This window comes from Caballeronia sp. Lep1P3, assembly GCF_022879595.1.
Taxonomy (GTDB): Bacteria; Pseudomonadota; Gammaproteobacteria; order Burkholderiales; family Burkholderiaceae; genus Caballeronia.
Genome location: NZ_CP084266.1, coordinates 685909 through 697747, shown reverse-complemented (window position 1 = coordinate 697747; position 11839 = coordinate 685909). Strand labels below are relative to the sequence as shown.

The 11839-nt window shown below is 59.7% G+C and carries 12 protein-coding genes; 8 read left to right on the top strand and 4 right to left on the bottom strand.

Annotated features, from left to right (window positions below; genetic code table 11):
- Positions 1 to 7: 7 nt before the first annotated feature.
- Genes LDZ27_RS17720 through LDZ27_RS17710 form a run of 3 tightly spaced genes read left to right on the top strand, consistent with a single transcriptional unit; the run spans position 8 to position 5137 of the window.
- Entirely contained in the window at positions 8 to 760 is a 753-nt protein-coding gene (locus LDZ27_RS17720; RefSeq protein ID WP_244816195.1) for a peptidylprolyl isomerase, read from the top strand.
- A 16-nt stretch (positions 761 to 776) separates the two neighbouring features.
- Positions 777 to 3836 (top strand): peptidase domain-containing ABC transporter, encoded by a 3060-nt coding sequence (locus tag LDZ27_RS17715; protein ID WP_244816194.1) that lies wholly within the window; start codon positions 777 to 779, stop codon positions 3834 to 3836.
- Positions 3833 to 5137 carry a sigma-54-dependent Fis family transcriptional regulator gene (locus LDZ27_RS17710; RefSeq protein WP_244816193.1) on the top strand — a complete coding sequence of 435 codons (1305 nt, stop codon included), beginning with the start codon at positions 3833 to 3835 and terminating at the stop codon, positions 5135 to 5137. The genes LDZ27_RS17715 and LDZ27_RS17710 overlap by 4 nt, the downstream gene beginning before the upstream one ends.
- A 5-nt stretch (positions 5138 to 5142) precedes the next feature.
- Here LDZ27_RS17710 and LDZ27_RS17705 read toward each other — a convergent pair whose 3' ends face one another.
- The gene (locus LDZ27_RS17705; protein ID WP_244816192.1) at positions 5143 to 5913 is read right to left on the bottom strand and encodes a PP2C family serine/threonine-protein phosphatase; all 771 of its coding nucleotides are present in this window, start codon (positions 5911 to 5913) and stop codon (positions 5143 to 5145) included.
- A 73-nt stretch (positions 5914 to 5986) separates the two neighbouring features.
- Positions 5987 to 6277 (bottom strand): hypothetical protein, encoded by a 291-nt coding sequence (locus LDZ27_RS17700; protein WP_244816191.1) that lies wholly within the window; start codon positions 6275 to 6277, stop codon positions 5987 to 5989.
- 389 nt (positions 6278 to 6666) lie between these two features.
- Here LDZ27_RS17700 and LDZ27_RS17695 point away from each other — a divergent pair, with 389 nt between their 5' ends.
- The 3 genes from LDZ27_RS17695 to LDZ27_RS17685 all read left to right on the top strand — a co-directional run bounded on the left by LDZ27_RS17695 (position 6667) and on the right by LDZ27_RS17685 (position 8709).
- Positions 6667 to 7185: a lecithin retinol acyltransferase family protein gene (locus tag LDZ27_RS17695; protein WP_244816190.1), complete on the top strand. Its 519-nt coding sequence runs from the start codon at positions 6667 to 6669 to the stop codon at positions 7183 to 7185.
- 10 nt (positions 7186 to 7195) lie between these two features.
- The gene (locus LDZ27_RS17690; protein WP_244816189.1) at positions 7196 to 7444 is read left to right on the top strand and encodes a hypothetical protein; all 249 of its coding nucleotides are present in this window, start codon (positions 7196 to 7198) and stop codon (positions 7442 to 7444) included.
- Between the two features lie 155 nt (positions 7445 to 7599).
- Positions 7600 to 8709 carry a 4-hydroxyphenylpyruvate dioxygenase family protein gene (locus LDZ27_RS17685; RefSeq protein WP_244816188.1) on the top strand — a complete coding sequence of 370 codons (1110 nt, stop codon included), beginning with the start codon at positions 7600 to 7602 and terminating at the stop codon, positions 8707 to 8709.
- 21 nt (positions 8710 to 8730) lie between these two features.
- Here the strand turns inward: LDZ27_RS17685 and LDZ27_RS17680 are convergent, their stop codons facing one another.
- Together LDZ27_RS17680 and LDZ27_RS17675 are read right to left on the bottom strand one after the other, a co-directional pair.
- On the bottom strand, positions 8731 to 9102 hold the full coding sequence (locus LDZ27_RS17680; protein WP_244816187.1) for a cupredoxin family copper-binding protein: 372 nt from the start codon (positions 9100 to 9102) through the stop codon (positions 8731 to 8733).
- A complete protein-coding gene (locus LDZ27_RS17675) occupies positions 9099 to 10079 on the bottom strand; it encodes a metallophosphoesterase (RefSeq protein ID WP_244816186.1) in 981 nt (326 codons plus the stop codon). Before LDZ27_RS17675 ends, LDZ27_RS17680 begins: the two co-directional genes overlap by 4 nt.
- A gap of 274 nt (positions 10080 to 10353) precedes the next feature.
- Here LDZ27_RS17675 and LDZ27_RS17670 point away from each other — a divergent pair, with 274 nt between their 5' ends.
- Together LDZ27_RS17670 and LDZ27_RS17665 are read left to right on the top strand one after the other, a co-directional pair.
- Positions 10354 to 10929 carry an RNA polymerase sigma factor gene (locus LDZ27_RS17670; protein WP_244816185.1) on the top strand — a complete coding sequence of 192 codons (576 nt, stop codon included), beginning with the start codon at positions 10354 to 10356 and terminating at the stop codon, positions 10927 to 10929.
- Positions 10919 to 11641 (top strand): anti-sigma factor, encoded by a 723-nt coding sequence (locus LDZ27_RS17665; RefSeq protein ID WP_244816184.1) that lies wholly within the window; start codon positions 10919 to 10921, stop codon positions 11639 to 11641. Before LDZ27_RS17670 ends, LDZ27_RS17665 begins: the two co-directional genes overlap by 11 nt.
- The last annotated feature ends 198 nt before the right edge of the window (positions 11642 to 11839 follow it).

Below are 11839 nucleotides of genomic sequence, written 5' to 3'. Positions count from 1 at the left end.
GAACGATATGACGGCGATTGTGCGTATCGACGACGAGATCGTGGATGTCGGTGAATTCATCAGGCTGCTCAAGCTCAACGGACAGTTCGACGGTCTCATCGAGCAACTGGTGCGAGACAAGATCACCGTGCATGCGGCAAAGCGCTCGGGCGTCGAACTGACCGCTGACGAAATCCAGACGCGAGCCGATCAGTTCCGGCGAATTCGAGGTCTGCATCGCGCGGCCGACATGAATAATTATCTGGATGCGCTCAACGTCAGTCTCGACGAATTCGAGACTTACATCACCGATACGCTGTATCAGGAAAAAATGCTGGAGAAGGTAGGCACACAGCGCGAAGTCGAAGAGTATTTCCAGCTCAATTCGCCGCGCTTCGACAGCATCGAAGTGAGTCATATCGTGCTGGATACGGAAGGCAGCGCCAAGGAGATGATGTCCTATCTTGGCGATGACCCCGAGAGTTTCGCGGACATGGCGCGCGAACACTCGCTTGCCGATACGCGCGACGACGGCGGCGTGATCGGCCGCGTCATGCGCGGTCAACTCAAGCCCGACATCGAAGCGAAGGTCTTCAACGCGGAGGCGGGCGATTTGCTCGGACCGTTCATTTCGGCGGACGGTGCTTCGTTTGAGATATTCGCAGTGACGGCCAAATATCCCGCGAAGCTCGATGAAGACGTGACCGCCGAAATCCGTCGGCTGCTGCGCGAGGATTGGCTGCTTGCGCGTGCGCAAGAGCATCTGATCCAGGCCCGCTAAACGAAGCGCGACGATCATGGACGCCCCTTCGAGCCTCGATTCCCCCGCCGATTTTCTCGCGACCGTCGAGATACTTTCCCCATTCTCGCGGGAGGAAATCGAACAGTTGGCTTTGCAAGCCGTGTCGCGCCGATATGGTTTCGGCGAAACCGTTTGCAATGCGGGCGATCCCGCTGATGGACTCTATGTGGTCAGGGCAGGGTCCGTGCGCATCTTCACCGAGGAGCACGGCAAGGAAATCAGCATGGGGCTCAAGAAGGAGCGCGAGACTTTCGCGGATATCGCGATGCTGCGCGACTATCGCCATGAGTCCTCGGTGCGCTCCTCGGGAAAGACCGAGCTACTTTTCATTCCGCGCAGCGCGATCGAGCCGGTCATTGCACGGAATGCGGCTGCGCTCGCGTTTGCCACGAGTTATGTCGCCATCAATTCTGCGGGAGGCTTCGTCGCCAGGCTCTTCGACCTGCGCGGCAAGCTCGACAAGACGGAACTGGAAGAGTGCGTGAGAAGTGTCGGCGTCAAGCGAATCGGTGAAGGCAAGGAGATTCTCACGCAAGACTCGCGCGACGACAGGCGGCTCTATGTTGTGCGCCAGGGCGAAGTGCGGATCGTGCGTGAAGAAGGCGGCCGCCAGCATTTACTCGCGACGCTCGGACCTGGCGAGATTTTCGGCGAAAGAGCCTGCGTAATGCGTCAGGAGCAAATGGCATCCGCCATTGCAAGCACTGACACGCGGCTTCTGGTCATACCCGAGAAGACCGTGCACTTCATCATCGAGCGCAACGTCAAGCTGCGCGAAGTGCTGGAAGAACGCATCCGGTTCACCGAACGGGAATTGCAGCGTCAAAAGAAGCTCGCCGAACGCAGCAAGCTGCCGGCGATGCTCGATTTGCAAACGCGGCCCGAGTTGGGTGAGCGGGTCATCAAGCGTTTCGCGTGGCTCGAACAAGCGGAAGAGATGGATTGCGGCGCCGCTTGCCTTGCAATGATCTGCCGCCATTATGGTATCGGCATGACGCTTGGCAAGCTACGCGAACTTGCCAATGTGACGACGCAAGGCGCTACGCTCGACAGTCTTGCGCGTGCAGGGGAATCGCTCGGGTTCACTACGCGCGGCGTGCAATGCACTTATGAGTCGTTGCGTGGCTTCGAGCTGCCGTTCATCGCGCATTGGGAGGGCTATCACTACATCATTGTGTATGGCATTTCCAGAGAGAACGTGTGGGTCGCGGACCCGGCGATCGGCTTCAGGAAAATGACCGTGGGCGAGTTCGAACGCGGATGGAGCGGCACATGTCTGCTCTTTGCCCCTGCTCAGGATCTCGTGCAGAAGACGGTATCCAGTTCACCGTGGATACGCTTTGTCGCCTACCTCAAGCCTTATCGAAACATACTCCTGCATCTGTTTCTCGCGACGTTCGTGATTCAGGTGCTGGGCGTCATTCCGCCGCTCATCATCCAGAACATTCTGGACGGCGTGATCGTGCATCAGAACGTCGGGCTGCTGCACGTACTGATTGTCGGGCTCATCGTCGCGAATCTGTTTTCGCAACTCATGTCCACGATACGCGCCTACCTCGCGAACTTCATGGTGCGCAACATGGACTTCGCGATGATGTCGCAGTTCTTCAAGCACACGTTTTCCTTGCCCTTCAGCTTCTTTGCCAAGCGCAAGACCGGCGATGTCTTCGCGCGATTCCAGGAAAACCATACGATCCGCGCATTCCTCACCGAGTCCACGGTCACGACGGTGCTCAACCTGCTGATGATCTTCATCTACTTCACGATCATGTTTCTCTACAACGTGAAGCTGACGCTGTTGCTGATCGCATTCGTCATTCCGATGATGGCCCTTACCGTGCTCGCCACACCGCGCATCAAGCACAATGCGCGCGAGACGTTCTCTTCCAGCACCGACGCGCGCTCTTATCTGATGGAAGCGTTGGGCGGCGTCGAAACCGTAAAGGGCATGGGGATAGAACGTGCCGTGCGTCTGAAGTGGGAAAAGAAATACGCGAAGTCGCTCGAGATTCAGTACAAGTCGCAGCGCTTCAACATCGGTGTGGGGCTTTGCAGCCAGTTGCTCAATGCCGGGACGACCATCGCGGTGCTGTGGGTTGGAGCCAACCTCGTGCTCGCGCGCGAACTGACTATCGGGCAATTGATCGCATTCAACGCATTCATGGGAAGCGTGCTTTCGCCGCTCATGGGTCTCATCAATCTATGGAGCCTGCTGAACGACGCCGGCGTTGCCATGGAACGCCTTGGCGATGTGCTCGACATCGAGCCGGAGCAAAAACCGTCGGACATGCAGCAGCGCGTGATGTTGCCGGACCTTCAGGGCGACATTAGTTTCAAGGGTGTCTATTTCCGCTATGGCGACGGCGACACGCCTTATGTGCTGGAGAACATCAGCTTCGATATCAAGCCGGGCGAACTCGTTGCCGTAGTAGGACGCAGTGGATCGGGCAAGACCACGCTTGCGAAACTGATGGTCGGTTTCTATGCCCCGAGCGAAGGAAAGATGACGGTCGACGGTTATGACCTCGATGTGGTCGACAAAGGCTTCTATCGCGGCCAGATCGGCTATGTGATGCAAAGCAATCTGCTGTTTTCGGGAACGATCGCCGATAACATCGCAAGCGGAGACGAAGCACCGGACCGCAGGCGCATCGAGGAAGTCGCGAAGATGGCGGACGCGCACGCGTTCATCAGCAAGATGCCGCTCGGCTACGAACAGGTGGTGGGCGAGCGGGGCGTCGGCTTGTCGGGCGGCCAGATTCAGCGTTTATGCATTGCGCGTGCGCTTTATCACGATCCACGCCTTCTCGTATTCGACGAAGCAACGTCGGCCCTCGATACGCAATCGGAAAGCAATATTCTCGGCAATATGCAGGAGATCCTGAAAGGGCGCACGGCGGTGATCATCGCGCACCGGCTGTCCACCATCATGCGCGCAGACAAGATTCTCGTGCTATACGAAGGCGGCATCGTCGAGCAAGGCAAGCACGACGAGCTAGTCGCAAGAAAGGGCATGTATTTCCAACTCGTGCAAAAGCAATTGAGCGCAGCATGAAGATACTGGATCAACCCGAAAGCGACAGCAACGCGAGCGCATCCGCTATTTCGTATGCGGGAGTCATCGAAAAGATCGAGATATTGCGCTCGACGCTTCGGTGGACATCGCGCCTCGAACGGCCCGAGATCGAAAAGCTCTTGCGCCAAGCCGGCGCCTTGCGCGATGAAGTGATGCAACTCTCGCACAAGGAGCGCTTCGTGCAGGCTGCGGCAGCGGAGCCCAAGCGAGAGCTATCGGCGGGCGCGCGGCGTCAGGCGTTGATCGAGCGCAGCTTCGTATTCGAAGGGACGTTCGGCGACAATCCGAAGCTGCTGGAAGCGCTGGAAATCGCGGAGAAAGCCGCGCCTACGGACCTTCCAGTGCTGATCGACGGCGAGAGCGGCACGGGCAAAGAGTTGATGGCCAAGGTGATCCATGCCAACGGTTCGCGCGCGGATAAGCCGTATATCTCGGTGAATTGCGGCGCCATTCCCGACAATCTGCTCGAATCGGAATTGTTCGGGCACCGCAAAGGGGCGTTCACGGGCGCGACGAACGATCGCAAGGGGAAATTCGAAAGCGCTCACACGGGGACCATCTTTCTGGACGAAATCGGCGAATTGCCGCTTGCCGGCCAAGTCAAGCTGTTGCGCGTGCTCGAGGCGCATGAGATTCAGCGCGTGGGCTCGGATGAGCCGATTGCGGTGGATACGCGCATCGTCGCAGCGACTAATCGAAACCTGCGGCGCTTTTGCGAAGAAGGGCGCTTTCGCGAAGACCTGTTCTATCGTCTTAGCGTCATTCATTTGACCTTGCCCGCGCTTCGCGAGCGCCGCGACGAGATTCCGCTGCTGCTTTCCTACTTCGGCGACGAGGCCGCGGCCACGCTCAAGCGCCGACCCGTCAAACTGTCGCCGCGGCTGCGCGACTTTCTGCGCAACTATGACTATCCGGGCAATATCCGCGAGCTGCGTAATGTCGTGTACCGGCTCGCTTGCCTGGCTGGCGAAATGGCCGACATCGATCATCTCCCGCTAGATATTCGCCCGAAGTCGTCGCTGTCACTTGCGATGGGCGGGCCTTCCGCAAGCGGCAACGGCATTGCGGCAGCGAGTTCCTTAAGCGAGGCCAAGCGCGTGGCAAGCGACGAAGCCGAGCGCGCATTTCTTGAACGCGGCTTGCACGAAGTGGGCGGCACCGTCGCGGAGCTCGCACGTCGCTATGAGATGAACCGCTCGCATCTGCAAATGCTGCTGAAGAAACACGGCCTGCATTCCAAGGACTTTCGGCTCGCGGCGCAAAAGAGCAGAAGCGAGTAGACCGCTCAGATGGACGGGTTGACCTGCGTTCTCTCCGACGCGAGCAGGTCTTCCGCATGCGCGACGACCAGAGAAACGTTGTCGCGGCCACCGCGCCCGAGCGCTATTTCGAGCAGCCTTTGCGCGGCCAAATCGCAGTTGCCCGGCGCAAGCTCGGTGGCCATTTCCACTTCGCTGACTTCGTTGGAAAGGCCATCGCTGCAAAGCAAAAAGGTATCGCCGTCGCTCACGGCGACGCTGCTTTCGTCGAGTTCGAGGGTATCCAGCGCGCCCACCGCACGCGTGATGAGGTGCTGCGCCGGATGGTGCAACGCTTCCTCGGCAGTCAATTGTCCGCGCGCTTTCAAGTCTTCCACATGGCTGTGATCGCGCGTCAATTGCACGAGCCGGCCATTCCTTAGCAGATAAATGCGGCTGTCGCCGGCCCAAAGATAAGCGCAGGCCCGTTCGCGCGCGACCAGCAATACCACTGTGGTGCCGATCCGCGAAACGAGGCGTCTTGCAGCCTCGGTGCGCAATTGACCGTTGACGTCGATAAGCCGCGCGCGTGCGTCGGCGATAACGCTTGCGAGTCCGTCCACCGCAGACAGTTTCGAGAGACTCTCGATCGCCATGCGGCTCGCGAGATCGCCCACGGCATGTCCGCCCATGCCATCGGCAATGGCCCAAAGCCCGCGCTCCGGCGAATCGAGCAGAGCGTCTTCGTTGATCTGTCGTACACAGCCGACGTCGGAACGCGCGGCGGATGTCCATCGGAATTCAGTGGCGAAGGTCACGGCAACCTCCCAAGTCCGCTAGCCATTATGCGCTGACTGACTGCACCGGCGACAACGCAGGCAACAACGCACTCTAGCCCGCGCGATTCGCGGAAATCGCGTTCGGAGTGACAGTCAGGTTCGCGCCGTCTCCGGAATTGCGGACATCGACCGACTGGAACTGATTGATCATCTGTCCGGCCGTGAAGTTGTTCGTGATGTCGTAGATGTTCACGACGCCGCCGAAACCCTGCTGACGATCCGAGACGAATGGCGTTATCCAGCCATAGACCCACGGTGCGCCGCCCCCGCCGCTGATAACGCTCATCTGGGCGCTATCCAGTTCGCAATCGTAATGCAGGTCTGTGACGCTAAGGGTGCTCATATCGATTCTCCGCGTGGCTCGTGGGGACGCACGAAGCCTATGCAAGGGCTATGCCGGTGGCTTGTCCGAAGCCAGAAGGCCAAAAGACGGGCCTTCCCGCGACGCTTGAATGGCGCTTGTTGGATAGCCGCCAACTTCCGCAGTTGTTTAGCCAGTTAGAGACCAACAGCTTGCGCCTAGAAGTTACTGACGCTTGAAGCCCAACAATTTGCTCTAGAAAGCGTTGGTTCGATAAAGACATTTCCGGCTAGGAAGAGCCTGCCGAATACGGCTTGACGCCCGCCCATCAAGGCCCTCGCGAAACTGGCAAGAAAGCTGCAAAAGACATCGCAACGAGGCGCCGCACAAACACATCGCGCCTGGCCCCGCAAAATAAATCGGAGCGAGCCATGTCAAGCCAGCAGACGTCCGTAACGATCGACGAGCGAGCCGTATGCGGCTTCTCGCCTGACGACGAACCCGCGCTCGGCACGGAACTCGTCACGCGTCGGTCCGGTTACTCGCACCACGGAATCTATGCGGGCAACGGCATGGTGATTCACTACGCCGGGTTTGCGAAGTCGCTGCATCGCGGCCCCGTCGAGGAAGTGAGCCTCGCGCAATTCGCGGGCGGGCATGAGATTGCGATTTGCCAGAATCCCACTGCGTGCTTCGTCGGCTCAGAGGTGGTGAGGCGCGCGCGCAGTCGGCTCGGTGAAGACCGTTATCGCCTTCTGACCAATAACTGTGAGCACTTCGTCTCATGGTGTCTTTTTGGTCAAGCCCACAGCCGCCAGGTGCGTTCGTGTTTTATCCATCCGCGCGTTGCATTGGATGCATTAACCGGCCTCGTGCGCGCGTATGTCATCGCGCAGCGCCGCGCGAATCGCAGTCCCATGCAGTCGTTCAGCGCCATGTTCGCTGCCTGAGGAGAACGTCATGCAAACCGCTCATCATTCACTTCACGGCGCAGTCGACAAGTGGCTCGCCCCGACCTTCACGCATCCTGCGCGCGTCGCGCGGTTTTGCCGCTCGCACGTCACCGGTGCGCGGTATGTATGCATCGAGGGCTGGCATGACGGCGGGGCCATCGCAATCATTTTCTTCCGGCACGACGACGGTACGTGGAATGTTTTTCCGCCACAGGCGAGGCGTCCTTCGATGAGCGCTGCACGGCTTGCCGCGTGACGTCTGCCGCCGGGTCCGGCTTTGACACGGGCGACGCGCTGCCGCTACTCTAGCGGGACGCATTTCGCCGCGCGCGGGAAGCCGTGGCGCACGGTACGTCAGTCATGGTAGTTTTGGCGTCCGTGAACCGATTCGTACAATCCGAGGTAATGCCGATGACCCAGCCCGAATCCGCTGACTTTTCTTCGTCCGCCAGCGCAATCCCCGATTGCGAACGCGATGCGATTCGCAATCCGCTTGGCATCGCAGGGCTCGAATTCGTCGAGTTCTCCAGCCCCGATTCGCAGGCGCTTGCCGCGCTTTTCGAGCGGCTGGGCTTCGTGCCGGTTGCACACCATGTCAGCAAGGCGGTGACGCTTTATCGCCAGGGCAGCATGCATTTTCTGATCAACGCCGAGCCGGATTCTTTCGCGACGCGGTTCGCGCAGACGCACGGCGTCGGCATTGCAGCGATCGGCATTCGCGTGCTCGATGCTCAAACGGCGCACGAGCGCGCGGTCGACTATGGCGCATGGGATTTCGAGGGCGAAAAAATCGGCCCTAATGAACTTGCGATTCCGGCAATTCAAGGCATCGGCGATTCGCATATCTACTTCGTCGATCATTGGCCGGGAAAAAATAGCGGCGAAGCGTCGATCTATGACATCGATTTCAGGCCAATCCCTCAGGCGAGCGCAAATTTGAACGGCACGGGACTGCTGGAAGTGGACCATTTCACGCAGACGGTTCGCAAGGGCCGCATGCAGGACTGGCTCGATTTTTACCGCGAAGTGCTGCATTTCGAAGAGGTTCATCAAGTGCATCCGGACTGGCACGTTTCGCAAGATTCCGCCGTCACGCTTTCGCCTTGCGGTTCGATACGCATTCCCGTCTATGAGGAAGGCGCGTATCGCACCGATCTCATGCAACAGTACCTGCCCGGTAACGAAGGCGAGGGCGTGCAGCATATCGCGCTCGCATCGGCGGATATTTTTGAGTCCGTCGATGCGCTCACCGCCCGCGGCGTTCGGTTTCTGATGCCGCCGCCGCGCTATTACGACGAGATAGACGCGCGCTTGCCGGGCCACGGCCTCGATATCGAAAAGCTGCGCGCGCGCGGGATTCTCGTCGACGGTGAAGTGTTGGCCGACGGCGCGCCTCAGCTCTTCTTGCAAACATTTCTGGAGCGCAAGCCGGGCGATATGTTCTTCGAGATCGTCGAGCGGCGTGGACATCACGGCTTCGGAGAAGGCAATCTGGATGCGATCGCAAAGGCGCGCTTATAACGCGCCTTTAGCCCGAGGAAACTATCGCACGACGATGGTCCCGGTCATATGGGGATGAAGCGAACAGAAGTATTTGTAAGTTCCCGGCTTGTCGAATACATATGAGAAGCTATCGCCGCTATCGAGTGGGTCCGACTTGAATGACTTCGCTTCATCGACGACGGTATGCAGCATGTCGTCGCGATTGATCCACGTCACTCTAGTCCCGGCGGGGACGGTGAGCGTCGCCTGACTAAAGGCGAAATTGTCTATGGAGATGGTCGGCGCAGCAACGGCGGCGACTTGCTGTGCGGGCTCTTGGGCACATGCCGAGGACATGGTGCTCACGAGTCCTTTGACGATGAACGCGACCGCAAGCTGGCGCACGCATTGTCCGACGAAAGCGGCTCTCATGCTCCTGCTCCCGCGAGTGAGGTATCGACAATCGCTAGTTGCTCGCGACCCGCGACATGCGTGACGGCGCGCAGACCGAGCATCGACCGCAGCTTGTCTGCGCCGACTTTCATCGGTCCTGGTCCTGCCGCCGTGCCGGGCGCGGGCTGCGGAAACGCGGTGGACATTGCCGAATAGAAGCGCATGTCGCCCTCTACCTTTTGTGCGACCTGATGCACATGACCGTTCAGCACAGTCACCGAACCGAAGCGCTTCAGAAGCGCGAGCGCCTGCGCACTGTCGTCCGTTCCCCAACCCCATTGAGGATATAAAGCCCATAGCGGGATATGCGCGAACACGACGATCGGCGTGCTGCTGGTTCGGCTGTGCAGGTCCTGCTTGAGCCATGCAAGCTGCGCATCGCCCAGATATCCGAGGCCGCCGCCCTTGAGATCGATCACATTCGTCAAGCCGATGAAATGCACGCCGCCTTCATCGAAGCTGTACCAGTGGCGCGTGCCGCCGTTGCCGTATTGACCGGAGAAAAGCGCAAAGAACGGATCGCCGTTGTCCACCAGCACGTCATGCTCGCCCGGTACGTAATGAACCTGCATACCGGCATTACCGATGATCTGCGTGGCGGTGTCGAATTGCGCAGGCTTGGAAAGGTGCGTGATATCGCCGGTATGGATCATGAACGCGGGGCGTTGAGGCATCGCGCGTACATGGTTTATGGCTTCTTCCAGCGTGCTTGTCGGTTCCGTGTTCGGGTCCTTGTTGAATCCGATATGGCTGTCGCTGATTTGCACGAAGCTGAAGGCATGAGTTTCTTCGGCGGCGTGCGCCGAAGAAACGAGACGTGAGACGGGCACGCCGCCGCTGAGCGTCCAAAGCACGCCCGCGCCGGCCCATGCCATGCAGGAAAGCGCGGTGCGTCTGCGCTTTCCGTGATCGTCGAGTTGATCTTCAGAGAGTCGATTGCCGGGTTCGATGTTCATGGCAGTTCCTGGTGATGACGTGAGTGAATTGACGCGCCAGGCGTCTGCTGATCGAACCGGCGAAAGCGACGCGATATTCCCGACTTATTTTTTTCGATTCGGCAGGCCGCAAGGGAATAAAACGGCCACGGCAGAAGTACATCATCGTGTGAGCGCAGCCTAGCGCCCGCATTCATCGATGTCCGGCTTCCATTGTTTCAAGGAGACCCGCGTGATATGGCCCGGCAGGTCTAAAGCAGACGAATTCCCGCAGGCGCGTTTCGAAGCGACGGTGATGCCGCATCTCGACGCGGCGTATAACCTTGCGCGCTGGCTTTCGGGAAGCGCGAGTGATGCCGACGATGTCGTGCAGGAAGCGTATCTGCGCGCGTTTCGATTCTTTAGCGGCTTCCAGAACGGCGACGAAGCGAATGCGCGCGGGTGGTTGCTCGCGATCGTGCGCAATACGTGGTTCACCGAATGGCGCCGCCGCGTGCAGTTGGCCGACGCGACGCCCTATGACGAAGACATCGGCGGCGATGACGCGCTGCCCGGCTGGTCCGACGATGCCGGCGCCGATCCCGAAACGCTCGCCGTGCGCAAGGACGAAGTGCATCTGGTGCATCGCGCGCTGGAGGCATTGCCGGTGGTATTCCGTGAAGTGCTGGTGCTGCGTGAACTCGAGGATTTGAGCTATAAGGAAGTGGCCGCCATTACCGGTGTGCCGATAGGAACGGTCATGTCGAGGCTTGCGCGTGGCCGCAAGATGCTGGCGGCAGCGGTGCGTGCGGCGCAGGGCGATCGCTCAAGCGTGCGCCTCGTGCGCAAGGCGGGAACGGGTCATTCCGAGGAGTCGGGCAATGGACAATAAAGACACCGCCTCGCTCGAAACGAGGCTGACGGACGGCTCGCTTTATCAGCGCGCACCCGTGCATTTGCGCGCGCAAGTGCTGGCGCGCACTCGCGACGAAGCGGCTCGCGAAAAGCATCAACATTCGCAACGAACGTCGAGCCGAAACGTATGGCGCTTGCCGGTCTTCGCGCCTTGGCCTTTCTTTGGCGGCGCTTTCGCCGGTGCGGCGCTATCGGCGCTCGTGCTTGGCGCGATGCTCTGGTTTCAAATGGCACCGCGCGCGCCATCCGATGCGCCTCTAGCGCAAGAGATCGTATCGAGCCATGTGCGCGCGCTGATGTCGGACCGTCCTATCGATGTATTGTCGAGCGACAAACACACCGTCAAGCCGTGGTTCAATGGCCGCATAGACTACGCGCCGCCCGTCATCGATCCAGCGGGGCCGGGCTTCGCGCTCGTCGGGGGGCGGCTCGACTATATCGGTCATCGTCCTGTTGCGGTCGTTGTCTACCGGTATCTCAAGCATCCGATCGACGTCTACGTGTTCCCTGAGAAAGCGCCGGCTGCAGCCGCACAGAAGGAAGGCCAGGCAGTCGTCACCCAGTCCGACGACGGCTATGCGCTTGCACGCTGGAATCACGAAGGCATGACGTTCTGGGCCGTGACGGATGCGTCCGGTGGCGTGCTGCGCCAGTTCGTGCAGGCGATGGAAGCGGGCGCTCCGCGCTAGGCGTGCATCGTGACTTTGGACTGACGAATAGGCGCGTCGCAAGCGCGACGGCCTGAGGCGGAGGCTTTGGATTGATTGGACGGACTGGCGTAGCGAGCGGCACTCATTGACGGGTGTTTTCTCCTGACGCAGATTAGGTGATACCGTGCGCGAAACACTTCGCTAAATAGCACGAGCGCCTTTAAGCGCCATCGGAGA

What these genes read in the sequence shown, in the direction of transcription:
- LDZ27_RS17720 (WP_244816195.1), top strand. Translation starts at nt 8, where the DNA reads ATGACGGCGATTGTGCGTATCGACGACGAGATCGTGGATGTCGGTGAA.
- LDZ27_RS17715 (WP_244816194.1), top strand. Translation starts at nt 777, where the DNA reads ATGGACGCCCCTTCGAGCCTCGATTCCCCCGCCGATTTTCTCGCGACC.
- LDZ27_RS17710 (WP_244816193.1), top strand. Translation starts at nt 3,833, where the DNA reads ATGAAGATACTGGATCAACCCGAAAGCGACAGCAACGCGAGCGCATCC.
- LDZ27_RS17700 (WP_244816191.1), bottom strand. Translation starts at nt 6,277, where the DNA reads ATGAGCACCCTTAGCGTCACAGACCTGCATTACGATTGCGAACTGGAT.
- LDZ27_RS17695 (WP_244816190.1), top strand. Translation starts at nt 6,667, where the DNA reads ATGTCAAGCCAGCAGACGTCCGTAACGATCGACGAGCGAGCCGTATGC.
- LDZ27_RS17690 (WP_244816189.1), top strand. Translation starts at nt 7,196, where the DNA reads ATGCAAACCGCTCATCATTCACTTCACGGCGCAGTCGACAAGTGGCTC.
- LDZ27_RS17685 (WP_244816188.1), top strand. Translation starts at nt 7,600, where the DNA reads ATGACCCAGCCCGAATCCGCTGACTTTTCTTCGTCCGCCAGCGCAATC.
- LDZ27_RS17680 (WP_244816187.1), bottom strand. Translation starts at nt 9,102, where the DNA reads ATGAGAGCCGCTTTCGTCGGACAATGCGTGCGCCAGCTTGCGGTCGCG.
- LDZ27_RS17675 (WP_244816186.1), bottom strand. Translation starts at nt 10,079, where the DNA reads ATGAACATCGAACCCGGCAATCGACTCTCTGAAGATCAACTCGACGAT.
- LDZ27_RS17670 (WP_244816185.1), top strand. Translation starts at nt 10,354, where the DNA reads ATGCCGCATCTCGACGCGGCGTATAACCTTGCGCGCTGGCTTTCGGGA.
- LDZ27_RS17665 (WP_244816184.1), top strand. Translation starts at nt 10,919, where the DNA reads ATGGACAATAAAGACACCGCCTCGCTCGAAACGAGGCTGACGGACGGC.